The sequence below is a fragment of the Streptomyces sp. TLI_146 genome (genome assembly GCF_002846415.1).
GTDB lineage: Bacteria > Actinomycetota > Actinomycetes > Streptomycetales > Streptomycetaceae > Streptomyces.
The window spans coordinates 2515057-2539121 of sequence record NZ_PJMX01000001.1 but is presented as its reverse complement, the minus strand read 5'-3'; the positions used below and the strand labels follow the sequence as shown (position 1 = coordinate 2539121).

The 24065-nt window shown below is 72.9% G+C and carries 25 protein-coding genes and 1 tRNA gene; 12 read left to right on the top strand and 14 right to left on the bottom strand.

Going from position 1 to position 24065, the window contains the following annotated elements; translation table 11 throughout:
- Positions 1-83: 83 nt before the first annotated feature.
- Genes BX283_RS11675 through BX283_RS11660 form a run of 4 tightly spaced genes read right to left on the bottom strand, consistent with a single transcriptional unit; the run spans position 84 to position 2264 of the window.
- Positions 84-401, bottom strand: a complete 318-nt coding sequence (locus BX283_RS11675) for a DUF202 domain-containing protein (protein WP_101387556.1) — start codon at positions 399-401, stop codon at positions 84-86.
- Positions 398-790 carry a YidH family protein gene (locus BX283_RS11670; protein ID WP_101387555.1) on the bottom strand — a complete coding sequence of 131 codons (393 nt, stop codon included), beginning with the start codon at positions 788-790 and terminating at the stop codon, positions 398-400. Before BX283_RS11670 ends, BX283_RS11675 begins: the two co-directional genes overlap by 4 nt.
- Positions 791-813: 23 nt before the next feature.
- Positions 814-1347 carry an NUDIX hydrolase gene (locus BX283_RS11665; protein ID WP_101387554.1) on the bottom strand — a complete coding sequence of 178 codons (534 nt, stop codon included), beginning with the start codon at positions 1345-1347 and terminating at the stop codon, positions 814-816.
- A gap of 23 nt (positions 1348-1370) precedes the next feature.
- Positions 1371-2264 carry a DMT family transporter gene (locus tag BX283_RS11660; protein ID WP_101387553.1) on the bottom strand — a complete coding sequence of 298 codons (894 nt, stop codon included), beginning with the start codon at positions 2262-2264 and terminating at the stop codon, positions 1371-1373.
- 511 nt (positions 2265-2775) lie between these two features.
- Between BX283_RS11660 and BX283_RS11655 the strand changes: the two genes are divergently transcribed.
- The 4 genes from BX283_RS11655 (at position 2776) to BX283_RS11640 (ending at position 6806) form a co-directional block, all read left to right on the top strand.
- A complete protein-coding gene (locus BX283_RS11655; RefSeq protein ID WP_101387552.1) occupies positions 2776-3720 on the top strand; it encodes a hypothetical protein in 945 nt (314 codons plus the stop codon).
- Positions 3721-3790: 70 nt separating this feature from the next.
- Entirely contained in the window at positions 3791-5320 is a 1530-nt protein-coding gene (locus tag BX283_RS11650; protein ID WP_101387551.1) for an APC family permease, read from the top strand.
- A gap of 192 nt (positions 5321-5512) precedes the next feature.
- Positions 5513-6178, top strand: coding sequence for a molybdopterin-dependent oxidoreductase (locus BX283_RS11645; protein WP_101392280.1), 666 nt, complete (start codon positions 5513-5515; stop codon positions 6176-6178).
- Positions 6120-6806: a cytochrome b/b6 domain-containing protein gene (locus BX283_RS11640; RefSeq protein WP_101387550.1), complete on the top strand. Its 687-nt coding sequence runs from the start codon at positions 6120-6122 to the stop codon at positions 6804-6806. The genes BX283_RS11645 and BX283_RS11640 overlap by 59 nt, the downstream gene beginning before the upstream one ends.
- Here the strand turns inward: BX283_RS11640 and BX283_RS11635 are convergent.
- Both BX283_RS11635 and BX283_RS11630 read right to left on the bottom strand, forming a co-directional pair.
- Positions 6792-8198, bottom strand: coding sequence for a gluconate:H+ symporter (locus tag BX283_RS11635; protein ID WP_101387549.1), 1407 nt, complete (start codon positions 8196-8198; stop codon positions 6792-6794). The genes BX283_RS11640 and BX283_RS11635 overlap by 15 nt on opposite strands.
- Positions 8199-8221: 23 nt before the next feature.
- On the bottom strand, positions 8222-8731 hold the full coding sequence (locus BX283_RS11630; RefSeq protein WP_101387548.1) for a gluconokinase: 510 nt from the start codon (positions 8729-8731) through the stop codon (positions 8222-8224).
- Between the two features lie 193 nt (positions 8732-8924).
- Between BX283_RS11630 and BX283_RS11625 the strand changes: the two genes are divergently transcribed.
- The 4 genes from BX283_RS11625 to BX283_RS11610 all read left to right on the top strand — a co-directional run bounded on the left by BX283_RS11625 (position 8925) and on the right by BX283_RS11610 (position 13150).
- A complete protein-coding gene (locus BX283_RS11625) occupies positions 8925-9626 on the top strand; it encodes a FadR/GntR family transcriptional regulator (protein WP_101387547.1) in 702 nt (233 codons plus the stop codon).
- A 213-nt stretch (positions 9627-9839) separates the two neighbouring features.
- Positions 9840-11288, top strand: a complete 1449-nt coding sequence (locus tag BX283_RS11620; RefSeq protein ID WP_101387546.1) for an amino acid permease — start codon at positions 9840-9842, stop codon at positions 11286-11288.
- Positions 11289-11435: 147 nt separating this feature from the next.
- A complete protein-coding gene (locus tag BX283_RS11615; RefSeq protein WP_101387545.1) occupies positions 11436-12521 on the top strand; it encodes an S-(hydroxymethyl)mycothiol dehydrogenase in 1086 nt (361 codons plus the stop codon).
- Positions 12521-13150 (top strand): MBL fold metallo-hydrolase, encoded by a 630-nt coding sequence (locus BX283_RS11610; protein WP_101387544.1) that lies wholly within the window; start codon positions 12521-12523, stop codon positions 13148-13150. Before BX283_RS11615 ends, BX283_RS11610 begins: the two co-directional genes overlap by 1 nt.
- Here BX283_RS11610 and BX283_RS11605 read toward each other — a convergent pair.
- From BX283_RS11605 to BX283_RS11585, 5 genes are all read right to left on the bottom strand, one after another.
- Entirely contained in the window at positions 13134-13997 is an 864-nt protein-coding gene (locus BX283_RS11605; RefSeq protein ID WP_257582579.1) for an amidohydrolase, read from the bottom strand. The genes BX283_RS11610 and BX283_RS11605 overlap by 17 nt on opposite strands.
- Entirely contained in the window at positions 13994-14305 is a 312-nt protein-coding gene (locus BX283_RS11600) for an L-rhamnose mutarotase (RefSeq protein WP_101387543.1), read from the bottom strand. Before BX283_RS11600 ends, BX283_RS11605 begins: the two co-directional genes overlap by 4 nt.
- Positions 14302-15249 (bottom strand): aldo/keto reductase, encoded by a 948-nt coding sequence (locus BX283_RS11595; protein WP_101387542.1) that lies wholly within the window; start codon positions 15247-15249, stop codon positions 14302-14304. Before BX283_RS11595 ends, BX283_RS11600 begins: the two co-directional genes overlap by 4 nt.
- A gap of 70 nt (positions 15250-15319) precedes the next feature.
- Positions 15320-16294, bottom strand: coding sequence for an RluA family pseudouridine synthase (locus tag BX283_RS11590; protein WP_101387541.1), 975 nt, complete (start codon positions 16292-16294; stop codon positions 15320-15322).
- A 40-nt stretch (positions 16295-16334) separates the two neighbouring features.
- Positions 16335-16419 (bottom strand) — tRNA-Leu (locus BX283_RS11585).
- A gap of 192 nt (positions 16420-16611) precedes the next feature.
- Here BX283_RS11585 and BX283_RS11580 point away from each other — a divergent pair.
- From BX283_RS11580 to BX283_RS42140, 3 genes are all read left to right on the top strand, one after another.
- Positions 16612-17937 carry a M20/M25/M40 family metallo-hydrolase gene (locus BX283_RS11580; protein ID WP_101387540.1) on the top strand — a complete coding sequence of 442 codons (1326 nt, stop codon included), beginning with the start codon at positions 16612-16614 and terminating at the stop codon, positions 17935-17937.
- Between the two features lie 212 nt (positions 17938-18149).
- Positions 18150-18383 carry a chaplin ChpH gene (gene chpH / locus BX283_RS11575; protein WP_101387539.1) on the top strand — a complete coding sequence of 78 codons (234 nt, stop codon included), beginning with the start codon at positions 18150-18152 and terminating at the stop codon, positions 18381-18383.
- Positions 18384-18520: 137 nt separating this feature from the next.
- Entirely contained in the window at positions 18521-19366 is an 846-nt protein-coding gene (locus BX283_RS42140; protein WP_101387538.1) for a chaplin, read from the top strand.
- Between the two features lie 122 nt (positions 19367-19488).
- Here the strand turns inward: BX283_RS42140 and BX283_RS11565 are convergent, their stop codons facing one another.
- Positions 19489-19677: a DUF5703 family protein gene (locus BX283_RS11565; RefSeq protein WP_101387537.1), complete on the bottom strand. Its 189-nt coding sequence runs from the start codon at positions 19675-19677 to the stop codon at positions 19489-19491.
- A 47-nt stretch (positions 19678-19724) separates the two neighbouring features.
- On the opposite strand from BX283_RS11565, the gene BX283_RS11560 reads away from it, so the two are divergent.
- Positions 19725-20390, top strand: coding sequence for a hypothetical protein (locus BX283_RS11560; RefSeq protein WP_101387536.1), 666 nt, complete (start codon positions 19725-19727; stop codon positions 20388-20390).
- A gap of 202 nt (positions 20391-20592) precedes the next feature.
- On the opposite strand, the gene BX283_RS11555 is transcribed toward BX283_RS11560, so the two are convergent.
- The gene (locus BX283_RS11555) at positions 20593-22953 is read right to left on the bottom strand and encodes a helix-hairpin-helix domain-containing protein (protein ID WP_101387535.1); all 2361 of its coding nucleotides are present in this window, start codon (positions 22951-22953) and stop codon (positions 20593-20595) included.
- On the bottom strand, positions 22950-23933 hold the full coding sequence (locus BX283_RS11550) for an aldo/keto reductase (RefSeq protein WP_101387534.1): 984 nt from the start codon (positions 23931-23933) through the stop codon (positions 22950-22952). Before BX283_RS11550 ends, BX283_RS11555 begins: the two co-directional genes overlap by 4 nt.
- Positions 23934-24065 lie beyond the last annotated feature (132 nt).

The following is a 24065-nucleotide window of genomic DNA, read 5'->3' as shown; positions in this document are numbered from 1 at the left end:
TCAGGCTAGTGCGCGGGGTGCGGCTCCGCTTCCGCTGCCGCGCCGTGGGTGTGCGTGCCGGGCGTCGGGGAGCGGGCGGGCCCTCAGAGCAGCATCGCCACCGCGAACAGTGCCAGCGCCGCCACGCACGCCAGTGCCGCGACCGCCTCGCGGGGCCGCAGCACGCCGGGGCGGGCCGAGCGGGTCAGGGACTGGATGCGGCGGTGGGCCACGGCCAGGAAGCCCAGCCAGACCAGGCCGCTCAGGGCCACGGCGACCAGTCCGACCGGCGTCCTGCCGCCGTGCAGGGCCTGCTTGGCCGCGAGGACTGCGGCCACCGTGCAGGACAGGGTCGTACGGCGCCAGGCGAGCCGGGTCCGCTCGGGCTGGAGGCCGGGATCCCGGTCGGGCGCGCCCGTCACCCGGCCCAGCCGAAGACGACGACCACCACCATGACGACGGCGACCGCCGCCACCGCCACGCTCAGCAGGGTGGGGAAGCGCGACACGGGCAGGTCCTCGCCGCGCCGCATCGCCCGCTCGCACCGCACCCAGTGGTTCACGGCCCGCAGCGCGCACAGCACCCCGGCCACCAGCAGCGCCAGGGCGAGCCCGACCCGTACGCCCCAGCGCAGGTCCGGCAGGAACTGGTCGACCGCGAACCCGCCGCCGACCAGGGCGAGCGACGTCCGGATCCAGGCCAGGAACGTCCGCTCGTTGGCGAGAGAGAACCGGTAGTCCGGCGTCTCGCCCTCCTCGCCGATGCGCTCGGGCGCGAACCACAGCCGCAGGGTCTGCGTGAAGCTGATCACCTTTGCACACTACCCGCAGGCGATCACCCGGCCCGGTGCGCGCGCAGCCTCCGGTACGCGTCGAGCCCGTCGGGCACCCACTCCCAGGTGCCCAGGCGCCGCTCCACCTCGGCCTCGGGCAGGAAGTCGTGCCAGGCGACCTCCTCGACCTGCGGCCGCACCGGCAGCGTGCAGCGCACCTCGTACACGGCCGACCACCACGTCTGCCGCCCGTTCGCCCCGCCCTCGTAGAGGAACTTGAACACCGGTACGGGCCGGGGCAGCCCGGACACCCCCAGCTCCTCCTCGGCCTCGCGCAGCGCGGCGTCGTCGTAGCTCTCGCCCGCGCCGACGACACCGCCGACGAACATGTCGTACAGCGAGGGGAAGACCAGCTTGGTGGGGGTGCGCCGGTGGACGAAGATCCGGTCCTCGGTGTCCCGGGCGAGGACGAAGACGCACCGGTGGCGCAGCCCCCGGGCGTACGCCTCGCCGCGCGGTGCCTGGCCGACGACGCGGTCGTGCTCGTCGACGATGTCGAGGATCTCGTCGGCGGGGGAGGGCGCGGATGAGCTCATGGGACCCATCCAATCACCAGGCCCTAGTGCGGCTGAAGGTCGTGGATCGGCTCCTTCGCCCCTGTCCCCGACGGCATCGCCGGATGCAGCCCGAGCAGGATGATCCCGGCGACGATGGCGGCGAGTCCGCAGACCTCCCAGGCGAGCGCCGCCGCGTCGGTACGGAGCTGGTCGCCCAGGAAGCCGACGCCGCAGGCGATCCCGGCGAGCGGCTGGGCGGCGGTGAGGGCGGGCAGCGACATCCGCAGCGGGGCGGTCTCGAAGGCGCTCTGGACGAGGATCAGGCCGGTCACGCCGAGCGCCAGCACGCCGTACGGCTGCCAGCCCGTCAGCAGATGGGCGAAGCCGTCGGCCCGGAACCGTTCGCCGCTGACGCGGGTCAGGGCGTCCTGGAGGCCGTAGAGGAAACCGGCGGCGGTGGCGAGGAGGGTGGGTCCGGCGCTCAGGCGGGACCGCTTGGCGTACACGGTGAGGACGAGCGCGATCCCCACGACGATCCCGACGATCAGCCAGTGCCGCAGGGGGCCTGCGACGTCGTTGCCGCCACGGGGCTGGCCCGCCACCATGAAGGCGGTCACCCCGCCCGCGAGGAGGGTGAGCCCCGCCCAGCCCTGGCGGCCCAGGGACTGCTTGGTCTGCCAGCGGGACAGGGCCATGGCGAAGAAGAGGTTGGTGGCGAGCAGCGGCTCCACCTGGGAGACCTCGCCCTGGCCCAGCGCCAGCGCGCCGAGCACCATGCCCGCGATCATCAGCCCCATCCCGGCGAGCCAGCGGGGCACCCGGACGAGGTCGAGCAGCAGCCGCGGCGACAGGAAGTCGCTCAGCGGGGCGTGCTGGGCGGCGTTCTGCTGGAGCACGAACCCGAAGCCCAGACAGCAGGCCGCGCCCACGGCGAGAGCGAGGACGAGAACCGACACGGGGGGCCCTTCAAGTGCGGCCGGGGGTTGTGAACTTGCTCGACGATAGCGCCCCGAGCGCCCCGACGCCTCCCGACCACCCACCGTCCGGACGACTGGCCCCCTTTTGGTCGCCCCGTCCCGGGCCCGCTGGTCCGTCTGCGGGTGGTGGTGGGTTTGCGGCCCGGGGTTCGTCTGCGGGTTGTGGTGGGTTGCTCGCGCAGTTCCCCGCGCCCCCAGGGGGTACGCGAGGGCGAAGCCGAGCACTTCAGGGGCGCGGGGAACTGCGCGACCAGCCACAGCGGACCCGCAGACGAAACAGGGCCCAGGGCGAAGCCCCGAAGCAGGGTGGGGGTCAACCCCAGGGCAACCCACGGACCGCACCCCCAAGTTGAACCCCGAAGGACCCCCGCCCGACCTTGACGTGGAGCATTGGGTACCGCTTTGCTGTCCGCGATCACCCTGTCACCGAACACAGAAGCCCCACCCACCACCCCCGCACCACACCAACCACCCCCCGGGAAGTACGCGGATGCCCCCGCCCCCGCTAGGCCGCCCCCGCAAGCGCGGCGGACGAGCCTTCGACCCGGCGCTCGACGACGCCGAACTCGTCGCCGTCCGCGCCCAGTTGGCGCAGGGCCGGTGGACCAGGGTCCGTTCGCTGCTGGTCGCGACCGGCGACGACTGGGACCGGCGAGGCCACCGCCTCACCGTCCTGGGCGAGCCCGCCACCTCCGCCGCCTGGGCCCGCGAGTGGCTGCTCGCCGAGCCGGAGAGCGCCGACGCGGCCGCCCTCCACGCCTGCGCCCTGGTCTCCCGGTGCCTGGCCGGCAAGGGGGACAAGGACGCCGCCCGCGACGCCTGCCTGGAGGCCGCCCGCCTCGCCCCCGCCGACCCCACCCCCTGGCTCGCCCTGCTCGCCCTCTCCCGCAGCCTCGGCTCGGACAACGAGACCGAGCAGATATTCGCCGAGGTGTGCTCCCGGCACCCGGACCACCACCACGCACACCACCTGATGGCCGCCCGGCTCGCCGAGCGCCGCCCGGGCGACGGCGCCGACCCCCTGCACGAGGTGTACGCCTTCGCCGCCGCCTCCGTCGCCCGCGCCCCCGCCGACTCCCCGCTCGCCCTGCTCCCGCTGGTCGCCCACGCCGAGCGGTACCGGGTGCTCGCGGCCCGGGGCGCGGCCCCCGGCGACCCCGTCGACTCGGAGCACTGGACCGGCCGCCGCGCCCGCCAGGTGATCAAGTCCGCGTTCGACTGGTGGCTGGAGTGGGAGCGCGAGGACCACCCCCGGGCCGGCGTCGACCTCAACTTCCTCGCCCACGCCAAGCACTGCGAGGGCCGCCCCGCCGAGGCCGCGGCGCTCTTCCACCGCATCGGCCGGCACTTCACCCCCGCCCCCTGGTCGTACCCGGACCGGGACCCGTACCGCGCCTTCCAGGCCGCCCGCAGCGCCGCACTCGGCACCGCCTAGCCACACCCCGCATCTCCCGTACCCCCTCGGCACCACCCCCCCCGCGTCCCACCGAAAGGGCACCCCCGCCATGTCGAGCGACACCGATGAGATCCGTACGTACAAGGGTCAGGAGAGAGCCCTGCGCGCCGACCGGCTCGGCACTCCGGGCCTGCTGCTCTCGGTGCTCGCCGCGAGCGCCCCGCTGATGGTGGTCGCGGGTGTCATGCCCACCACGTACGGCGTGATGGGCATCGTCGGCCAGCCCCTGCTCTTCCTCATCCTCGGCGCCGTCCTGGTCCTGTTCAGCTTCGGATACGCCGAGATGAGCCGCCACGTCCACAACGCCGGCGCGTTCTACGCGTACATAGCCAGGGGCCTGGGCCCGACCGCCGGTTCCGGCGCCGCCTTCGTGGCGCTCGTCGCCTACAGCGCCCTCCAGGTCGGCATCTACGGCATGTTCGGCTTCGAGGTCTCCAGCCTCTGCGCCACCTACCTCGACACCGAGATCGCCTGGTGGATCCCGGCGCTGGCCGCCGTCGCGCTGGTCGGTGTGCTCGCCTGGCTGAAGATCGACCTCAACGCCAAGGTGCTCGGCGTGCTGCTGGTCATCGAGGTCGCCCTGGTCGTCGTCTTCGACTTCGCCGCTGTCGCCGACCCCGCCAAGGAGGGCCTGTCGCTGCACGCGTTCAACCCGTCCACGCTCTCCGGCGCGGGCATCGGCACCGCCCTGTGCTTCTGCATCGCCGCGTTCACCGGCTTCGAGCAGGCACCGGTGTACGCGGAGGAGACCAGCCGCCCGCATCTGGTCGTCTCGCGCGTGATGTTCCTGGCCGTCGGCTTCACCGCCGTGTTCTTCGCGCTCAGCTCCTGGGTGCTCACCGTGGCCACCGGCCCCGCCGGCATCGTCGAGGCGTCGCAGAAGAACGGCCCGGGGCTGCTGTTCGGGCTCACCGAGGACCGGCTCGGCACCACCTTCACCGATGTGCTGCACGTCCTCTTCGTCACCGGCATGTTCGCCGCGCTGCTCAGCTTCCACAACGTCGTCGCCCGGTACGTCTTCGCCATGGGCCGCGAGGGACTGCTGCCCGCGGCCTTCGGCCGGACCAACCACACCAGCGGCGCCCCCGGCAGCGGCTCGCTGCTCCAGACCGTGATCTCGGCCGTCGTGGTGATCGCCTTCGCCGTCGCCGACGACAAGCCCACCGGCGACCCGACCGCCGCCGTACTGCACCTGTTCACCTGGATGGGCAACGTGGGCGCGCTCGGCGTGATCGTGCTGATGGCCGCCGCCTCCTTCGCGGTCATCGCCTTCTTCGTCCGCCGGGGAGCGGCCGCGGCCCAGCTGTGGCGGCTGCTCGCCTCCGGCATCGCGGGGGTCGCGCTCCTCGTCATCGCGGTCTACACGGTCAAGGACTTCGACGTCCTCGTCGGCGCCGGACCGGACTCCTCGCTCAGCTGGATCCTCCCCTCGATCATCGCGCTCGCCCTGGCGGGGGGTGTGGCGTACGGCCTGGTCGTACGGGCGGTACGGCCCGAGGCGCACGCCCGGATCGGCCAGGGCAACGAGGCCTTCCAGCTGGAGAAGCTGGAGCGGGCGGCGGGCGCCACCAGGGTGTAGGCGCGGATCCGAACAAGCGGAATCTGACCTAGCGGATCCGACCAAACGGATCTGATCAAGCGGATCTGACCAAACGGTGACGGTGTGCCGGGGCCCCTGGTGTCCGGGGGCCGCCGGTGCTCGAATCAGGGGGTGAACCCTGAACCACCGCCCGCCGAGAGCGCCCCGGTCGGCCGCCGGATCGTGCTGGGCATGCTCGGCCTCGGCGCCGCCGGGGTCGCCGCCGCCCCGGTCCTCCAGCGCGGCCTGGAGTCGTTCCTCGGCGCCGCCGCCGGGAAGGACCCCACCGGCCTGACCGGCCTGCTGCCCAACGGCGGCGGCTTCCGCTACTACTCGGTCGCCGCCTCCGTACCGCACAAGGGCGCCGCCGACTACCGGCTCACCGTCGACGGCCTCGTCGACCGCCCGGCCACCTACACCCTGGACGCGCTGCGGGCGCTGCCGCAGACCCGGCTGGTCCGGGACGTGCAGTGCGTGACGGGCTGGCGGGTGCCCGCCACCCCGTTCGCGGGGGTGCGGCTGTCCCGGCTCCTGGACGCCGCGGGGGTGCGCCCAGGAGCCGGGGCGGTCCGCTTCACCTGCTTCGACGGCACGTACACCGAGAGCCTCACGCTCGAACAGGCCCGCCGCGACGACGTGCTGGTCGCCCTGAGCATGCAGGACAAGCCGGTCTCCCACTCGCACGGCGGACCGGTCCGCCTCTATGTGGCGCCCATGTACTTCTACAAGTCGGCGAAATGGCTCTCCGGGATCACCGTGACGAGCAAGGTGCGGCGGGGATTCTGGGAGGAGCGGGGCTATGACACGGATGCCTGGGTCGGCCGGTCCAACGGACGCGACGACCACCCCACGAGCTGAACCGGCCACGCGGGTCCGGCGGTTCACCCGGGCCGAGCGCTGGGTGCACCGCGCCAACGCCCTGGTGTTCGGCGTGTGCGCGCTGTCGGCCGCGGTGCTCTATCTGCCGCAGCTCGCCGAGGCCGTGGGCCGCCGCGAGCTGGTGGTCACCGTGCACGAGATCTCGGGGGCGCTGCTGCCCGTACCGGTCCTGGCGGGGCTGCTCTCGCGGGCCTTCCGCGCCGATCTGCGCCGCCTCAACCGGTTCGGGCCGCACGACCGGCGCTGGCTGCGCTCGGCGCTCACCCGGGACGAACACCCGCGTACGGCGGGCAAGTTCAACGCCGGGCAGAAGGTCTACGCGGGGTGGATCACCGGGGCCGCGCTCGTGCTGATGGGCACCGGCCTGTTCATGTGGTTCACGCATCTGGCGCCGCTGGCGGTGCGGATCGGCTCGACCTTCGTCCACGACTGGCTGGCGCTGGCCGTCGGGATCGTCCTGAGCGGCCATGTGACCATGGCGCTCCTCGACCCGGAGGCACGCCGTGGCATGCGCACCGGGTCGGTGGGGCGCCACTGGGCCCGCAGGGAACACGGGCTGTGGCTGGACGAGTTGGAGAAGGAGCGTGCTCCGCTAGATCACCAGTGACAGCAGGAGTACGAAGCCCAGCGCCACCACCGAGATGATCGTCTCCATCACCGACCACGTCTTGACCGTCTGGCCGACGTCCATCCCGAAGTACTCCTTCACCAGCCAGAACCCCGCGTCGTTGACATGGCTGAAGAAGAGCGAGCCCGCGCCGACGGCGAGGACCAGCAGGGCCGTGTGCCCGGTCGACATGTCGGCGGCCAGCGGGGCCACCAGACCGGCGGCGGAGATCGTCGCCACCGTGGCCGAGCCGGTCGCGAGCCGGATCGCGACCGCGATCAGCCAGGCCAGCAGCAGCGCGGGGATGGACCAGTCCTTGGAGACATCCAGGATCATCTGCCCGACGCCCACGTCGATCAGCGTCTGCTTGAAGCCGCCGCCCGCGCCGACGATCATCAGGATGCCCGCGATCGGGGCGAGCGACTTCTCGACCGTGGTGGAGATCCGCTCCTTGCTGAACCCGGCGGCCCGGCCCAGCGTGAAGATCGCGACGAGCACGGCCGCGAGCAGCGCGATCAGCGGCGAGCCGATCACGTCGGTGACCCGCTGGACGTGGTTCTCGGGGTCGTCGACCACGATGTCGACCAGCGCCTTCACCAGCATCAGCACGACCGGCAGGAGCACGGTCGACACGGTCGCGCCAAAGCTCGGCCGGGTCTCCAGGTCCTCCGACGGGCGGGCCGGAATCATGCGGTCCGGTGCCGGGATGTCGACCCAGCGCGCCGCGTACCGGGAGAAGACCGGCCCGGCGATGATCACCGTGGGGATGGCCACCAGCACACCGAGGGCGAGCGTGACACCCAGATTGGCGCCGACCGCGTCGATGGCGACCAGCGGGCCCGGGTGCGGCGGGATCAGCCCGTGCATCACCGAGAGACCGGCGAGCGCCGGGATGCCGATCCGCATCAGCGAGTAGTTGCCGCGCTTGGCGACCAGCAGCACCACCGGGATCAGCAGCACGATCCCGACCTCGAAGAACAGCGGCAGCCCGATGATCGAGGCGATGACCACCATCGCCCACGGCATCGCGCGCCCGCCGGCCTTCCCGGCCTTCGCCAGGATCGTGTCGACGATCTGGTCCGCGCCCCCCGAGTCGGCGAGCAGTTTGCCGAGGATCGCGCCCAGGGCGATGAGCACCCCGACACCGGCGACGGTGTTGCCCAGACCGGTGGTGAAGCTGGTGATCGCCTTGTCCAGCGGCGCCCCCGCGAAGGCGCCGAGCGCCAGCGAGCCGATGGTCAGGGCGAGGAACGCGTGCAGCTTGAACTTGGTGATGAGCAGGACGATGACGGCGATGCCGGCGAGTACGGCGATCCCCAGCCGGGCGTTGCCCGCCGAGGTGATCGGCTCGGCCGCGCCCGCTGCCAGGATCTCGACGCTGAGACTGGTCACGGTGGTGGTCCTTAGCTGGTGGATCAGGGGGCGAGTCGGCGCAGCGCGGCGACGGCCCGGTCGGTGATCTCTTCGGGGGTGCCGGCGACGTCGACGGCCACACCGGCCTCGTCCGCCTCCAGCGGCTGGAGCGTGGCGAACTGCGAGTCGAGCAGGGCGGTGGGCATGAAGTGGCCCTTGCGCTCGCCCATCCGGTGCTCGATGAGCTCCCGGTCGCCGGTGAGGTGGAGGAAGACCAGGCCGGGGGCGGCCGCCCGCAGCCGGTCGCGGTAGGCCCGCTTGAGCGCGGAGCTGCTCACCACCCCGCCCAGGCCCGCCCGGCCGTGCGCCCACCGCCCGATCGCGTCGAGCCAGGGCCACCGGTCGTCGTCGTCCAGCGGGACGCCGGCCGACATCTTGGCGACGTTGGCCGCCGGGTGGAAGTCGTCGCCCTCGGCGTACGGAACGCCCAGGGCCTCGGCGACCAGCGGGCCGATCGTGGTCTTGCCGGTGCCGGCCACGCCCATCACCACGACGACGTGGGGGGTGCTCATAGCGGTGCCTCGCTGTCTTCGTCGACATCGATGTGTTCCGGGCGGCGGCCGTTTCCGGCCATCCGTCCGTCGCGCTACTGAAACCCAAAAGGTGCGACGTATTCAAGACCCTGTGATGAATAAGTAATACTTTTCCGGTGGCGGCCCCGCGCGCCCGTACGGCCCGGTCCGCACCTCCCCGTACGCTTTGCCCATGACCACACAGGCCCAGGGACTGCACGCGCAGGTGCTCGACACCCTCGGCCGCGCGATCACCGCAGGCGAATATCCGCCCGGCAGCGTGCTGCGCGGCGACGAGCTCGCCCAGCGCTTCGACGTCTCGCGCACCGTGATCCGCGAGGCGATCCGGGTCCTGGAGTCCATGCAGCTGGTCGAGTCCCGGCGCCGGGTCGGGGTGACGGTCCGGGCCACCGAGCAGTGGAACGTGTACGACCCCCAGGTCATCCGCTGGCGGCTGGCCGGATCCGATCGGCCGCGCCAGCTGCGTTCACTGACCGTGCTGCGCTCGGCCGTCGAGCCGGTCGCCGCCGGGCTCGCCGCCCACCACGCCACCCCCGAGCAGTGCGCCGCCCTCACCGAGCAGGCGCTCGGCATGGTCGCCACCTCGCGCGGGCGCCAGCTGGAGGGCTACCTCGTCCACGACGTCGCCTTCCACCGGATCGTCCTGAACGCCTCCGGCAACGAGATGTTCGCGCGACTCGGCGATGTCGTCGCCGAGGTGCTGACCGGCAGAACCCAGCACCAGGTGATGTTCGAGGACCCCGATCCGGCGGCCGTCACCCTGCACGTCCAGGTGGCCGAGGCGGTCCGGGAGCGGGACGCGGAACGGGCCGAGAGACTCACCCGCGAGATCGCCCTCGGCGCCCTGAAGGAATTGGACGTACTCGCTCCGTAAAGCTCAGATTTACCTCAGATTCATCACAGATCTGCCCGTACGTGACATTGGCCACTGCCAAATGCCCCGTCGAGCCGCGACCATGTCCCGAATCAGCCACGCCGCGGGTGACCCCACAGAGCTCACCCCGCATCACCGGCCACCGCCGGGACGGCACCGGCACAGCCCGGTATCGCACGACCGCATGACCCCTCACGAAGGCGATACAGCTACATGAGTGACCGCACCATGCCTGCGGCCGAGACGTCGGCGCCCGCGCCGGCGCAGGGCACCCCCCACATCGACGCCGGTGACGCCGGTTACAGCAAGGACCTCAAGTCCCGCCACATCAACATGATCGCCATCGGCGGCGCGATAGGCACCGGCCTGTTCCTCGGTGCCGGCGGCCGGATGGCGGGCGCGGGCCCCTCGCTCGCGATCGCCTACGCGGTCTGCGGCGTCTTCGCGTTCTTCGTCGTCAGAGCCCTCGGCGAGCTCGTGCTCTACCGGCCCTCCTCCGGTGCCTTCGTCTCGTACGCCCGTGAGTTCATGGGCGAGAAGGGCGCCTACACGGCGGGCTGGCTGTACTTCCTGAACTGGTCGACCACCGCCGTGGCCGACATCACGGCCGCCGCCACCTACGCCCACTTCTGGGCCATGTTCAGCGACATCCCGCAGTGGGTGCTCGCCCTGATCGCCCTGGCCGTGGTCCTCACCGCCAACCTGATCTCGGTGAAGTACTTCGGCGAGATGGAGTTCTGGTTCGCGATCGTCAAGGTCGCGGCCCTGGTCGCCTTCATGCTGGTCGGCATCTACCTGGTCGCCACCCAGCACAGCGTCGACGGCAACACCCCGGGCCTGGCCAACATCACCGACCACGGCGGCATCTTCCCGATGGGCATGCTGCCGATGCTCCTGGTCGTCCAGGGCGTCGTCTTCGCGTACGCCTCGGTCGAGCTCTGCGGTGTCGCGGCGGGCGAGACCGAGAACCCGCAGAAGATCCTGCCCAAGGCGATCAACTCGATCATGTGGCGCGTCGGCATCTTCTACGTCGGCTCGGTCGTCCTGCTCGCGCTGATCCTGCCGTACACCGCGTACTCGGGCGACCAGAGCCCCTTCGTCACCGTCCTCGACAAGCTCGGTGTGCCGGGCGCGGCCGGCGTGATGAACCTGGTGGTCCTGACCGCCGCGCTCTCCAGCCTCAACTCGGGTCTGTACTCCACCGGCCGCATCCTGCGCTCGATGGCCGTCGCGGGCTCCGCGCCCAAGTTCACCGCCCGGATGAACAAGGGCCAGGTGCCCTACGGCGGTGTGCTGCTGACCGCCGCGTTCGGCGCCGCCGGTGTCGCCCTGAACAAGCTGATGCCCGACGACGCCTTCGAGATCGTGCTGAACTTCGCCTCCATCGGCATCCTCGGCACCTGGGCGATGATCATGATCTGCTCGCTGCTGTTCTGGCGCCGCGCCCAGGAGGGCAAGCTCACCCGTCCCTCCTACCGGCTGCCCTGGGCCCCGTACACCCAGATCGTGACGCTGGTCTTCCTCGCCACCGTCCTGTACCTGATGTGGTACGGCGGCGGCGTCGGCCGCACCACCGTCTACTGCCTGCCCGTGATCGTGGGCATGCTGGTCGGCGGCTGGTACCTGGTCCGCAAGCGCGTCGCGGAGATCGCGGCCAAGTAGCACCGCGTACGTACGAGAAGGGCGGCATCCCGGGCGCGGGGTGCCGCCCTTCGGCATGGTGCAGGTAACGTGCGGAGGTCGGGCCCGTCCACATTTCCGCCCGTACGCGTCCGCGCGTACCGGCGGTGCCAGAAAGGAAGTTCACGCATGCCGCAGCAGGTCCGAGGGGTCATCGCGCCGGGCAAGGACGAGCCCGTACGGGTGGAGACGATCGTGGTGCCGGACCCGGGGCCCGGCGAGGCCGTGGTGAAGGTCCAGGCGTGCGGCGTCTGCCACACCGACCTGCACTACAAGCAGGGCGGGATCAACGACGACTTCCCCTTCCTGCTCGGCCACGAGGCCGCCGGTGTCGTCGAGTCGGTCGGCGCCGGGGTCACCGACGTGGCGCCCGGCGACTTCGTGATCCTCAACTGGCGCGCGGTGTGCGGCCAGTGCCGCTCCTGTCTGCGCGGCCGCCCCCAGTACTGCTTCGACACCCACAACGCCAAGCAGAGGATGACGCTGCTGGACGGCACCGAGCTGTCGCCCGCGCTCGGCATCGGCGCGTTCGCCGAGAAGACGCTGGTCGCCGCCGGGCAGTGCACCAAGGTCGACCCGTCGGTCTCCCCGGCCGTCGCCGGGCTCCTCGGCTGCGGCGTCATGGCGGGCATCGGCGCCGCCCTCAACACCGGCAACGTGGGCCGCGGCGACTCGGTCGCCGTCATCGGCTGCGGCGGGGTCGGGGACGCGGCGATCGTGGGCGCCCGGCTCGCGGGCGCGGCGAAGATCGTCGCCGTGGACATCGACGACCGCAAGCTGGCCACCGCGAGGACCATGGGCGCCACCCACACCGTCAACTCGCGCACCGAGGACGCCGTCGAGGCAATCCGCGCGCTGACCGGCGGCTTCGGCGCCGACGTGGTCATCGAGGCGGTCGGCCGCCCCGAGACGTACAAGCAGGCGTTCTACGCCCGCGACCTGGCCGGAACCGTGGTCCTGGTCGGCGTGCCCACCCCGGACATGAAGCTGGAGCTGCCGCTGATCGACGTCTTCGGGCGCGGCGGCGCGCTCAAGTCCTCCTGGTACGGCGACTGCCTGCCCTCCCGGGACTTCCCGATGCTGATCGACCTGCACCAGCAGGGCCGGATCGACCTGGCCGCCTTCGTCACCGAGACCATCGCGCTCGACGAGGTCGAGAAGGCCTTCGAGCGCATGCACCAGGGCGACGTGCTGCGCTCGGTGGTGGCGTTCTGATGGCGGCCCGCATCGAGCACCTGGTCACCTCCGGCACCTTCGCGCTGGACGGCGGCGTCTGGGACGTCGACAACAACGTGTGGATCGTCGGCGACGACGAGGAGGCGGTCGTCGTCGACGCCGCCCACGACGCCCAGGCGATCCTGGCCGCGCTCGGCGGCCGCACCCTGCGCGCGATCGTCTGCACCCACGCCCACAACGACCACATCGACGCCGCCCCGGAGCTCGCCGAGGCCACCGGGGCGCCGGTGCTCCTGCACCCCGACGACCTGCCGCTGTGGAAGCTCACCCACCCGGACCGTGCCCCCGACGGCGAACTGGCCGACGGCCAGACCGTCACGGTCGCGGGCACCGATCTGACCGTGCTGCACACCCCGGGCCACGCCCCGGGCGCGGTGTGCCTGTACGCCCCGGAGCTGGGCACGGTCTTCACCGGCGACACCCTGTTCGCCGGCGGCCCGGGAGCGACCGGGAGGTCCTTCTCCGACTTCCCGACGATCGTCGACTCGATCCGCGAGCGGCTGCTCACCCTGCCGCCCGAGACGGTGGTACGGACCGGCCACGGCGACTCGACCACGGTCGGCGCCGAGGCGCCCCAGCTGGACGAGTGGATCAAGCGCGGCCACTGAGCCCGTAGACGCGGTCGGCCGTGCCGCCGAAGACCTGGGCCCGCTCGTGCGGGCCCAGGTCCCCGGTCAGCGCCCGTGCCGCGTCCAGGACCTCGCCGTACGAGGCGGCGAGCAGACACACCGGCCAGTCCGAGCCGTACATCAGCCGCCCGGGTCCGAACGCCTCCAGAGCCGTGTCCGCGTACGGCCGCAGACTCGCCGCGCTCCAGCCCGGACCCGCCTCGGTGACCAGGCCCGACAGCTTGCAGACGGTGTTCGGCAGCGCGGCGAGCGCGCGGACCGCCGAGCCCCAGGGTTCGGTCCCGCCCGAGGCGATCGGCGGCTTGCCCAGGTGGTCGAGGACGAGGACGAGGCCGGGGTGCAGCTCGGCGGCCCGCACACAGGCGGGCAGCTGGCGGGGGAGGACCACCAGGTCGTACGCCAGCCCCGCGTGCGCGACCGCCGCCAGCCCCCGGGCCACGTCCGGCCGCAGCAGCCACTCGGGGTCGCGCTCGCCCTGCACCTGGTGGCGGATCCCCACAAGGCGTTCACCGCCCGGCAGTTCGCGCAGCCGGGCCAGCTCGTCGGCGACCCCGGGCGCGGTGAGATCGGTCCAGCCGACGACACCGCGTACGAGAGGGTCGTCCTCGGCGAGCGCCAGGAACTCCGGGGTCTCCTCGGCCACGGTCACCGTCTGCACGAGCACGGTGGCCGCCACACCGGAGGCCTGCGCCCGCAGCTCGTCGAGCGTGAAGGTGCGCCGCAGCGGGGCGAGTCCGGGCCCGGCGAGCCACTCCTGGTCGCGGACGGAGAGGTCCCACACGTGGTGGTGCGCGTCGACGACACGGATAGCGGCGTCGGACGTCACAGCTCCCACACCACCGGCAGCCCGGCGTCCGCCCCCGCGCCGGAGTAGTCGTGGACGACGTCGAGCAGCTCGGCCATCCGCGCCTGCCAGGCGACGTTGACGGGCAGCCGCTCCAACTCGGCGAGCAGCCGCGCGTAGTCGGCGCACTCGATCACATGGAACAGCTCGGTGCCGCTGCGCCAGATCGTCCACCCGGTGACCCCGGCGGCCCGGATCGCCGCCGCCAGCTCCGCCGGGACCTCCCGGTGCGCGGCCTCGTACGCCTCGATCCGGTCGCTCCGGACCCTGGTGTGCAGTGCGACCCTCATACGCCCAGCTCCTCCCACAGCGCCTGCGGCACCGGCCGCCCGAACTGCTCGGCCGCGTCCCGGACCTCGGCCGCCGAGCGCGCCCCCACCAGCACGCTCGCCACCGCCGGGTGCCGCAGCGGGAAGGCGAGCGCGGCGGCCCGCAGCGGCACCCCGTGGCGCTCGCAGACCGCCTTGATCCGCAGCGCCCGCTCCAGGAGGGCCGGGGGCGCGGCGGCGTAGTCGTAGGGGGCGCCCGGCCGGGGATCGGCGAGCAGCCCCGAGTTGAAGACCCCGCCGACGACCACGCTCTTGCCGCGCGCGGCCGCCTCCGGCAGCAGCTCCTCCGCCGCCCGCTGGTCGAGCAGCGAGTACCGCCCGGCGCACAGCACCGCGTCCACGTCCGTCTCCCGCACGAACCGGGCCAGCGGCCCCGCGTGGTTCATCCCGGCCCCTATGGCCCGTACGACACCTTCCGCGCGCAGCCGCTCAAGGGCCGGATAGGCCTCGGCCAGGGCCTGTTCGGCGTGGTCGTCGGGGTCGTGCAGGAGGGCGATGTCGATCCGGTCGAGGCCGAGCCGCCCGAGGCTGTCCTCGATGCTCCGCCGCACCCCGTCCGCGCTGAAGTCCCAGCGGCGGCGGTGGGTGGCGGGCACGGCGAACCCCTCGGCGCGATCGTCACCGGCCGGCTCGGCCAGCGGCTCCAGGACGCGGCCGACCTTGGTGGACACGGTGTACGCGTCCCGGGGCCGGTCCCGCAGCGCCTCCCCGATCCGGCGCTCGGAGAGGCCGAGGCCGTAGTGCGGCGCGGTGTCGAAGTAGCGGACGCCCGCGTCCCAGGCGGCGTCGACCGCCTCCCGCGCGGTGGCGTCGTCGACCTCGCCCAGGAGGTTGCCGAGCCCCGCCGCCCCGAAGGACAGCGCGCTGACGAGGCAGCCGCTGCCGCCCAACTCGGTGAGGCGCATGCCCGCATATTTATCAGATGTATCGGGGCACCAGACACCCCTGAGACCCCAATTTCCGTTCGGTAGACCGCTATTGGTCCGATGAATCACCCTCGCGCTCGCGCTCGGCCTCGGCTCGCGGCCAGGCGGCCAGCCGCAGCCCGCTCTCGAACCGCCGCTCCCGCCCGTCCACCGGATCCGTGAACTCCAGCACCTTCGCCAGCAGTTGCAGCGGGTGGCTGAAGTCGTCCGGGGCAGGCTCCTCGGTCACGACCGGATACACCGGGTCGCCGAGGATGGGCAGCCCGAGGCCGTTCATGTGGACCCGCAGCTGATGGGTGCGCCCGGTCGCCGGGAGCAGCCGGTAGCGGCCGAGCGCGCCCCGGTGCTCGACCAGCTCGATCCGGCTCTCGGCGTTCGGCTCGCCCGCCTCCTCGCGCGCGGCGATCACCCCGCGCTCCTTGACGATCCGGCTGCGCACGGTCACCGGCAGCGCCACGCCCGCGTCGTACGGGGCGACCGCCTCGTACTCCTTGCGCACCCGCCGCTCGGCGAACAGGCCCTGGTACGCGCCCCGGTCCTGCGGGCGCACCACGAACAGGGCGAGGCCGGCGGTCAGCCGGTCGAGGCGGTGCGCGGGCTGGAGCCCGGGAAGCGCGAGGTCTCGCCGCAGCCGGGCGACGGCGGTCTCGGTGATGTGCCGCCCCCGGGGCGTGGTGGCCAGGAAGTGCGGCTTGTCCGCGACCACGATCCGCTCGTCGCGGTGGACGATCCCGATCCCGAACGGCACGGGCACCTCGGGGGCGAAGTCCCGGTGGAACCACACGTACATCCCCGGCCGGTACGTCAGCGCGTCGTCCACGGGCCCGTCGACGGTCACGAACCGCCCACCACGCACCATCGCCTCGACGCGCCCGGCCCCGATCGCCCCGCCGAACCGCTCGACCAGATACTCCCGGACCGTGCCCCAGGCCCCATCCGCATCGACGGGCAGCCGCAGCCGCGCGGGGTCGATGCCGTCGCGTTGGGGGAGGGGGGCGGCCGGGGCCTTGGATCTACGTCTCACAAAACAAGAAAACCCCAGCTCAGCTGGGGTTTTCAAGTAGTGTCCGAGGGGGGACTTGAACCCCCACGCCCGATAAAGGGCACTAGCACCTCAAGCTAGCGCGTCTGCCATTCCGCCACCCGGACAAGGTGTCTGTCTCGCGGGCCGTGCCCGTTCCGACGTGGAAAACAATAGCAAACATCTGGGGGTGCTCGATCACCCCCGTGGCCTGCGTGAACGTCGTATGTCGACGGGAAGCCGCCCTTGGGCGGGCGGGGGGCGCGGGGGAGGATGAGGGGGACTCTGAAGATGCGGCAGCGGCAGCGGGAGGAAGCAGCGTGAGCGAGTCGAAGGCGGCGCGGGGCGTGACCGGCGAGGACGAGGTCGTCGACCTCTGTCGCGAGCTGATCAGGATGGACACCAGCAACTACGGGGACCACTCCGGTCCGGGCGAACGGGCGGCGGCCGAGTACGTGGCCGAGAAGCTCGCGGAGGTCGGACTCGAACCGAAGATCTTCGAGTCGCACACCGGACGGGCCTCCACCGTGGCCCGGATCCAGGGCGAGGACCCGTCGCGGCCCGCGCTGCTCATCCACGGCCACACCGACGTCGTCCCGGCCAACGCCGACGACTGGACGCACCACCCGTTCTCGGGCGAGATCGCGGACGGCTGCGTGTGGGGGCGCGGCGCGGTCGACATGAAGGACATGGACGCGATGACCCTCGCGGTCGTACGGGACCGGCTGCGCAGCGGCCGCAAGCCCCCGCGCGACATCGTGCTGGCCTTCCTCGCCGACGAGGAGGCGGGCGGCACCTACGGGGCCCGCTACCTCGTCGACAAGCACCCCGACCTGTTCGAGGGCGTGACGGAGGCGATCAGCGAGGTCGGCGGCTTCTCGTTCACCGTCAACGAGAACCTGCGGCTCTACCTCGTGGAGACCGCCCAGAAGGGCATGCACTGGATGAAGCTGACCGTGGACGGCAGCGCCGGGCACGGTTCGATGATCCACAAGGACAACGCCATCACCGAGCTCTCCGAGGCGGTCGGGCGGCTCGGGCGGCACAAGTTCCCGGTGCGCGTCACCAAGACGCTGCGGCACTTCCTCGACGAACTCGGCGACGCGCTGGGCACCGAGCTCGACCCGGAGAACATGGACGAGACGCTGGCCAAGCTCGGCGGCATCGCCAAGCTCATCGGCGCCTCCCTCCAGAACACCGCCAACCCGACCCAGCTGGGCGCCGGTTACAAGGTCAACGTGATTCCCGGGCAGGCGACCGCGCACGTCGACGGCCGCTTCCTGCCGGGGTACGAGGAGGAGTTCCTCGCCGACCTCGACCGGATCCTGGGGCCCCGGGTCAGGCGCGAGGACGTGCACGCCGACAAGGCGCTGGAGACCACCTTCGACGGGGCGCTCGTCGACGCCATGCAGACGGCCCTGGTGGCCGAGGACCCGATCGCGCGCGCCGTGCCGTACATGCTCTCGGCGGGCACCGACGCCAAGTCGTTCGCGGACCTCGGGATCCGCTGCTTCGGCTTCGCGCCGCTGAAGCTGCCGCCGGAGCTGGACTTCGCCGGGATGTTCCACGGCGTGGACGAGCGGGTGCCGGTGGACGGTCTGAAGTTCGGCGTGCGGGTCCTGGACCGGTTCATCGACGCGTCCTGACCTGGGGAATCCACGGGTGCCGGGGCACAGCGGCACCCGTGGCGCGTACGAAGCCCGTTTTGCTGAAACGACAAACCAACAATCGCCCACGCGTGCGTAGTTGACTGAAAAGAGTGAATGCGTTCATAAGCTCGTAGCCCCATAACTTCCCCCTCGTTACAGGGTGTGCGGTCCGCGGCTGGGATCGCACCTTTGCCAACAAGGAGGAAGTAATGATCAAGAAGGTCGTCGCTGCTGCGGCTGTCACTGGTGGTCTGGTTCTCGCGGGTGCGGGCCTCGCCGTCGCCGACGCGGGTGCGCAGGGCGCCGCTGTGGGCTCCCCCGGTGTCGCCTCGGGCAACGTCATCCAGGTGCCCGTGCACGTGCCGGTGAACGTCTGTGGCAACACGATCTCGGTGATCGGGCTGCTGAACCCCGCCTTCGGCAACGTCTGCGTCAACAAGTGACGTCGAGCCTGAACCCGTGAGGGTCTGAGCCCGGCGGCCCCGGAGTGCGCGCCATGCACTCCGGGGCCGCCAGGCACCCACTCCCGGGCGCAACGGTGTCCGGGAGCATCCGGAAGGTAGAAGGCAGGGAACAACCTATGCGACAGGTCACCAGAAAAGGCCTGATCACCATGGCCGCCGCCACCGGCGTCATCGCCATGGGCAGCGGCTACGCACACGCCGACTCGAAGGCGAACGGCGCCGCGACCGACTCCCCGGGCGTCCTGTCCGGCAACGCGGTCCAGGCACCGATCCATGTGCCGGTCAACGCGTGCGGCAACACCGTCAACATCATCGGGCTGCTCAACCCGGCGATGGGCAACACCTGTGTCAACAAGGGTGGTTCGCACCACGGCGGCGGCGGGGCCACGGCCCACGGCCACGCGAGCGACTCGCCCGGCGTCGGCTCCGGCAACAGCGTCCAGGCGCCCGTCGACGTCCCGGTCAACGCCTGCGGCAACGGCGTCACCGTGATCGGAGCCCTCAACCCGGTCTTCGGCAACGACTGCGCCAACGTGTCCGGCGGCGGCCACCACCCCGGCACCCCGCACCACCCCGGCAAGCCCGGGCACCCGGGGCACCCGGGCCACCCGGGAAAGCCGGGCCACCCCGGCAAGCCCGGTGAGCCGTGCGAGGGCGAGCACCCGGGCACCCACCACCCCGGCACCCCGCACCACCCGGGCAAGCCCGGTGACTCGGTCAAGCCGATCCACCGGACCAAGCCGGGCCAGCACCCGCACACCCCGGGCACCCCGGCCGCCCCGCACGGCCCGGGCACCTCGGGCGTCTCGGGCACCTCGGGTACCCAGAACGTGACGGGCCCGCAGGCCGCCGGCACGCTGGCGCACACCGGGGCGGACGCGGCGGGCATCGCCCTCCCGGCCGGCGCGGGTCTGCTGCTCGCCGGAGCCACGCTCTACCGCCGGGCCCGCTCCGGCGCGTAACGCGGAGCCGCGCACCAGGTGCAGCAGAGCGCACCGGAGTGCACCAGAGCGGAGATAACCAGACAGAACGGATCGGGCCCCGCAGTCGCGGGGCCCGATCCGTTTTCGTCACCCGATGTCCGTCACCACGTGGCGCGCAGCTGGCGGATGATCCGCCTGCGCAGCCGCACCCTGCGGCTGCCGTCACGCAGCAGGCTCAGTCGCTCCAACTCCCAGTGTCCGTACTCGGCGTGGTCGGTCAGCAGGCGTGTGGTGTCCTTGCGGGAGACCCCGCGCGGCACGTACACGTCGACAAATTCGTATTCCGGCATCGCATCTATTGTGCGGGCAGAGCCCCGGTACGGATAGCGTCTGCACTATGTCTGATGCTGCGCAGCCCTCCGCTGCCGAGGTACGTGCCGCCGCCGACGCGGTCAAAGCCGCGCTGGACCGCCACCTGGAGGCGGTGGAACGCCGCACCGGGGACGACGATCCGGCCGTGTACGACGCGTTCAACGCCCTGGCGGCCGCTGCCGAGGCGTACGACGAGCGGCTCTACGACCGGTACGACGAGGTCACCCCCTTCGAGATCCCGGGCGCCGACGACTCCCTGCCGCCCTACACGGGACCGGAGGAGCCGAACGCGCTGAGCGTGCTGATCCGCCGCGACTACGCGGTGGTGGAACCCCAGCGGCTGCTCGCCCAGGCCCAGCGGATCGCGGACCTGGACCCGGAGGCCGACGACTCGGCCGCGGACGACCGGGCGGCCGCCGTGGTCGGCACCAGCGTGCACGCGGCGCTCGGGGTGCTCTTCGGGGAGTACGAACCGGACGAGATCGCCTCCCGGCACAAGGAGTTCGGCCTGGAGGAGGGCGACTCCACGCTGTGGGTGTCGGCGGCGGACGAGCTGCCGGAGCCGGGGGAGTGGCTGAGCACGCCGTTCGACCACGCGGATCCGCAGCGGGTGGTGTGCCGGTTCGACGTCAGCGCGGTCTTCGACGAGGACGAGCTGGGAGACGAGGACGACCTGCCGGGGGCGTCGTGACCCCGGGCGGCCTGACCCCAGGCGGCGTGACCTCGGGCGGCGTGACTCCTACGGGTGTCGTGATGCCTCCGGGGTTCTGACACCCCGGGGCTCTGACACCTTCGGGGTTCTGCAACCTTCGAGGTGCTGGCGCCTCGCAGACAGCCTCCGTGTCCCGTACGGGCACGGAGGCTGTCGTGTGTCGCGGCGGGCGGGCCCGGGGCTACTCCGCCTCGGGCGTCCGCAGCAGGGCCGTCAGAAGGGGCGTGAGCCGCGTCGTACGCGCCGGGGCGGGCACCTCGGCCACCGCGCGCGGGAGGGCCTGGTCCAGGCCGTGGACCACGGACAGATGGCGCTCGGCGCGACCGAACGCCGTGTAGACCCACGACCGGCTGAGCCCCTGCGCCGCGTCCCCCGGCAGCACCGCCACCACCGCGGGCCAGCGCATCCCGGCCGCCTGGTGGGCGGTCAGCGCCCAGCCGTGCCGCAGCGCCGACTCGACCCGCTCCTTCGGTACGACGAGCGGCTCACCGCCGCAGTCGAGGTGCAGCCCGTCCGGGCCCGCCGAGCCGACCACGCCCACCGAGGTGCGCCCGGGCGCCTCCGCGTACGCCACGCGGTCGCCCGGGTCGAAGCCCGCGAACCGGCCGGGGCCCGGGTTGAGGCGCTGCTTCAGGGCCGCGTTGAGCGCCCGGGTCCCCGCCGAGCCGCCGTGGCCGACCGTGATCACCTGGGTCTGCTCGGTGGGCACCCCGATCGCGCGCGGCACCGAGTCCGCGACCAGCTGGACGCAGCGGTGCACCGCCTCGCCCGCGTCCCGCACCGGGACGATCACGACCTCCTTGCCGGGCGCCTCGACCTGGCCGAGCTCACCCGCGCCGATCCCCGAGACCAGCTCGCCGAGCGGGCCGGGGTCCGGGGTGCGCGACGCCACGTGCGGGACCGCCCGGGCCGCCAGCACATCGGCGAACACCCGGCCCGCGCCCGCCGAACCCAGCACCTCCGGGTCCCCGCCGAGCACCAGCCGGCAGCCGTCCGGCAGGGACTCGACGAGCATCGCCGCGCCCTCCACGTCGAGCTGCGGGGCGTCCTGCACGACCAGCACGTCCAGGGCGAGGGCCCCGTCCTCGTCCCGGCCGGGGCCCTCGGCCCCGGAGAGCAGCGCGGCCACGGTGAAGGCGCGCTCGGCCCCCACCGCCGCGGCGAGCCGGCGCCGGCCGTCCCGGGTGTGCGCGGCGGCGGCCGCCCGCAGGCCGAGGGCGTGTGCGGCGCTCACCACGGCCGCGGACTCGGCGCGGGCCGCCTCGCCGCCGGAGTGGGTGACCAGGCCGTTGCCCGCCACCGCTCTGATCAGCTCGGCGGCGGACGGCGAGGGGGCGGCCGCGGCGGCCTGCGCCCAGTCCGAACCGTCGTCCTTCACCGGGGCGTTGGCGAGCCGGGCCAGCCCGTCGGCGAGGCTCTCCTCCGCCAGCGCGAACCGGTCGAGGCCGAGCAGCACCTCGACGGGGGCGGCCTCTTCCTCCTCCTCGGGGGCGTCCTCTTCGGCGCCGGTCGGCTCGGTGTCGAGCGCGGCCACGCCGTCCTCGAAGACCAGCACCACGCCCTCGGTGATCGCGTGCCGCACGGCCTCGTCCACGTCCGGCACCGAGCGCTCGGCGAGGGCCGCCTTCACCGCCGCGATCGGCAGCGCGGTGTGGCCCTGGACCGACGCGCGCTCCAGGGTCCAGGCGACCAGCGCGGCCGCCCGGCGCGGGTCGTCCGGGCCGCACTCGGCGCCGAGCAGCGCCCGGGCGAACCCGTCGGCCTGCTCGGGGCGGACGCCGGGCACGGCGAGCAACTGCCAGGGGTCGGTCCGCAGCACGTCGGCCGCCTGCTCGCCCAGGGCGTCGGTGACCTGCGGGGCCAGCGAGTCGGGCGCGCCGCCACCGCTCAGCACGGCCCGCACCGCGGCCAGCGCCTCCGGCCCGGCGGCCACGCGCGCGGGCTGCGGCGCCTGCGTCCGTACGGGCGCGGGGGCGTCGGGGACCGGGGCGGGGCGGCGCGGTGCCGGGGCGGAGGCGAAGAACGAGGCCCCCGGCTTCTCGCCGCTCTCGACCGCGCGGACGGCCGCGAGGAGGTCGGCGGCCTGCCCGCTGAGCTTGGTCCCGGCCGCGACGGGCCCCTCCTTCTCGGCCTTGCGCGCCTCGATCCGCGCCCGCAGCTCCCGCTGGGCGGCGAGCTCGGCCTGGGCCTCGGACAACGCGGCGGAGCCGTCACCGGCCGCTGCGGCGCCGTCGTCCCCTGCCCCACCCTCGTCGCCTTCGGCGGCGGGAGCAGGGCTGCCCGCGCCCTCGGCCGAGGGCGCCGCTTCGTCCGCGTCCCCGCGACCACCGCCGTCCTCGGCCGAGCCTTCCGCCCCGGCCGAGTCGCCGTCCCCGCCCTCGGCGTCTTCGGCGCCCCCCGCGCCCTCGGGCGTGTCGGCGGCGCCGTCGGAGCCGTCGGCCTCGACGGTCGCCTCGGCCTCTTCGGGCACACCGGCCCCTTCGGCGTCGGCGACGCCTTCGGCCGGGGTTCCGGGGGCCGTCCCCGGGGGAAGCGCGGTCACAAGGTGCTCCAGTCCTGGTCGGGATAGCGGTGCACGGGCGCCGACACATCGTCCAGCGCCCGGCAGATCTCGTCTGGAAGACTAAGCGCCTCCACTGACAATGCCGCCGTGAGCTGCTGCGCGTTGCGCGCGCCGACGATCGGCGCGGCCACTCCGGGCCGGTCCCGCACCCACGCGAGCGCGACTTGCAGCGGCGTCGCCGCGAGGCCGTCCGCCGCTATCGCCACCGCGTCGACGATCCGGCTCGCCGCCTCGTCCAGATAGGGCGCGACGAACGGCGCCAGCGCCTCGGACGCGCCGCGCGAGTCCGCCGGGGTGCCGTTGCGGTACTTCCCCGTCAGCACCCCGCGCCCCAGCGGCGAGGACGGCAGCAGCCCGATCCCGAGGTCGAGCGCGGCCGGCAGCACCTCCCGCTCCACCCCGCGCTGGAGCAGCGAGTACTCCATCTGCGTACTGGCGAGGCGGGTCCGCACGCCCGGCGCGGCCAGCTGCCAGGTCGCCGCCTTCGCCAGCTGCCAGCCGCAGAAGTTGGACACGCCCGCGTACCGCGCGCGGCCGCTGCTCACCGCGATGTCCAGGGCCTGGAGCGTCTCGTCGAGCGGGGTCTCGGGATCGAAGGCGTGGACCTGCCAGATGTCCACGTAGTCCGTGCCGAGACGTTCCAGCGACTCGTCGAGCGCGGCGAGCAGATGGCCGCGCGAGCCGTCGAAGCGCCGGTCCGGGTCGGGCACGCTGCCCGCCTTGGTCGCGATGACCAGCTCGCGGCGCGGCACCAGCCGCTCCACCAGCTGCCCGAGCAGGTATTCGGCGTCCCCGCCCCCGTACACGTCCGCCGTGTCGACCAGCGTGCCGCCGGCCTCCCAGAACGCCTTCAACAGATCGGCGGCGTCGTGCTCGTCGGTGTCCCGGCCCCAGGTGAGGGTGCCGAGCCCGATCCGGGATACGCGCAGGCCCGTACGGCCCAGGTGCCTCTGCTCCATGGGCGCTGAGATTACTGGCCGGGGCGCCATGCGGTGAGGGCCTGTGGACAACTCGGCTCCGGGAGCCCTGCCGCCCCGCCCGCCCGCGCGCTAGAGTCCCCCGGAACAGGGACGTTACTGATCAGTAAGGGG

Bases quoted from the DNA above. Each gene is read 5' to 3' on its own strand.
- BX283_RS11665 (WP_101387554.1), bottom strand. From the start codon at position 1,347: ATGAGCTCATCCGCGCCCTCCCCCGCCGACGAGATCCTCGACATCGTC.
- BX283_RS11655 (WP_101387552.1), top strand. From the start codon at position 2,776: ATGCCCCCGCCCCCGCTAGGCCGCCCCCGCAAGCGCGGCGGACGAGCC.
- BX283_RS11650 (WP_101387551.1), top strand. From the start codon at position 3,791: ATGTCGAGCGACACCGATGAGATCCGTACGTACAAGGGTCAGGAGAGA.
- BX283_RS11645 (WP_101392280.1), top strand. From the start codon at position 5,513: ATGCTCGGCCTCGGCGCCGCCGGGGTCGCCGCCGCCCCGGTCCTCCAG.
- BX283_RS11640 (WP_101387550.1), top strand. From the start codon at position 6,120: ATGACACGGATGCCTGGGTCGGCCGGTCCAACGGACGCGACGACCACC.
- BX283_RS11630 (WP_101387548.1), bottom strand. From the start codon at position 8,731: ATGAGCACCCCCCACGTCGTCGTGGTGATGGGCGTGGCCGGCACCGGC.
- BX283_RS11625 (WP_101387547.1), top strand. From the start codon at position 8,925: ATGACCACACAGGCCCAGGGACTGCACGCGCAGGTGCTCGACACCCTC.
- BX283_RS11620 (WP_101387546.1), top strand. From the start codon at position 9,840: ATGAGTGACCGCACCATGCCTGCGGCCGAGACGTCGGCGCCCGCGCCG.
- BX283_RS11615 (WP_101387545.1), top strand. From the start codon at position 11,436: ATGCCGCAGCAGGTCCGAGGGGTCATCGCGCCGGGCAAGGACGAGCCC.
- BX283_RS11610 (WP_101387544.1), top strand. From the start codon at position 12,521: ATGGCGGCCCGCATCGAGCACCTGGTCACCTCCGGCACCTTCGCGCTG.
- BX283_RS11600 (WP_101387543.1), bottom strand. From the start codon at position 14,305: ATGAGGGTCGCACTGCACACCAGGGTCCGGAGCGACCGGATCGAGGCG.
- BX283_RS11595 (WP_101387542.1), bottom strand. From the start codon at position 15,249: ATGCGCCTCACCGAGTTGGGCGGCAGCGGCTGCCTCGTCAGCGCGCTG.
- chpH (WP_101387539.1), top strand. From the start codon at position 18,150: ATGATCAAGAAGGTCGTCGCTGCTGCGGCTGTCACTGGTGGTCTGGTT.
- BX283_RS42140 (WP_101387538.1), top strand. From the start codon at position 18,521: ATGCGACAGGTCACCAGAAAAGGCCTGATCACCATGGCCGCCGCCACC.
- BX283_RS11565 (WP_101387537.1), bottom strand. From the start codon at position 19,677: ATGCCGGAATACGAATTTGTCGACGTGTACGTGCCGCGCGGGGTCTCC.
- BX283_RS11560 (WP_101387536.1), top strand. From the start codon at position 19,725: ATGTCTGATGCTGCGCAGCCCTCCGCTGCCGAGGTACGTGCCGCCGCC.
- BX283_RS11550 (WP_101387534.1), bottom strand. From the start codon at position 23,933: ATGGAGCAGAGGCACCTGGGCCGTACGGGCCTGCGCGTATCCCGGATC.